Here is a 1,179-nt window from a genome sequence, read left to right on the forward strand (position 1 = left end):
AAGTTTGAACGGACTAAACCGCACGTCAACGTCGGTACTATCGGTCACGTTGACCACGGTAAAACCACTCTGACCGCTGCAATCTGCACGGTTCTGTCCAAGGCATACGGCGGCGAAGCGCGCGATTACTCGCAGATCGACAACGCCCCTGAAGAAAAAGCACGTGGTATCACCATCAGCACGTCGCACGTTGAGTACGAAACGCCTAACCGTCACTACGCTCACGTTGACTGCCCCGGCCACGCTGACTACGTCAAGAACATGATTACCGGTGCTGCCCAGATGGACGGCGCTATTCTGGTTTGCTCGGCTGCTGACGGCCCAATGCCCCAGACTCGCGAGCACATCCTGCTGAGCCGTCAGGTTGGCGTTCCTTACATCATCGTGTTCCTGAACAAGGCCGACATGGTTGATGACGAAGAGCTGATCGAACTGGTTGAAATGGAAGTTCGTGAACTGTTGTCCAAGTACGACTTCCCTGGCGACGACACCCCGATCATCAAGGGTTCGGCCAAACTGGCTCTGGAAGGCGACGAAGGCCCACTGGGCAGCCAAGCCGTTCTGGCTCTGGCCGAAGCGCTGGACAGCTACATTCCTACGCCTGAGCGTGCCGTTGACGGTACGTTCCTGATGCCTGTTGAAGACGTGTTCTCGATCTCCGGCCGTGGTACGGTTGTGACCGGTCGTATTGAGCGCGGCATCATCAAGGTCGGCGAAGAAATCGAAATCGTGGGTATCAAAGACACGGTCAAGACCATTTGTACCGGCGTTGAAATGTTCCGCAAACTGCTGGACCAGGGCGAAGCTGGCGATAACGTCGGTCTGCTGCTGCGTGGTACCAAGCGTGAAGACGTGGAACGTGGTCAGGTTCTGGCCAAGCCAGGCTCGATCAAGCCACACACTGACTTCGACGCCGAGGTGTACATTCTGTCCAAAGAAGAAGGTGGTCGTCACACTCCTTTCTTCAAGGGCTACCGTCCTCAGTTCTACTTCCGTACAACTGACGTGACCGGCACCATCGAGCTGCCAGAAGACAAGGAAATGGTTCTGCCAGGCGACAACATTTCGATGAAAGTGTCCCTGATCGCTCCTATCGCCATGGAAGAAGGTCTGCGCTTCGCTATTCGCGAAGGCGGCCGTACCGTTGGCGCTGGCGTGGTTGCAAAAATCATCAAGTAA

1 protein-coding gene is annotated in these 1,179 nt (G+C 55.8%); it reads left to right on the top strand.

The genetic code is table 11. The features are described from left to right. The coding region (tuf, locus tag N879_RS10885; RefSeq protein WP_022983363.1) for an elongation factor Tu at positions 1-1,179 on the top strand (1,179 nt) is incomplete at its 5' end.

This window comes from Alcaligenes sp. EGD-AK7 (assembly GCF_000465875.3).
GTDB classification, from domain to species: Bacteria; Pseudomonadota; Gammaproteobacteria; order Burkholderiales; family Burkholderiaceae_B; genus Alcaligenes; species Alcaligenes phenolicus.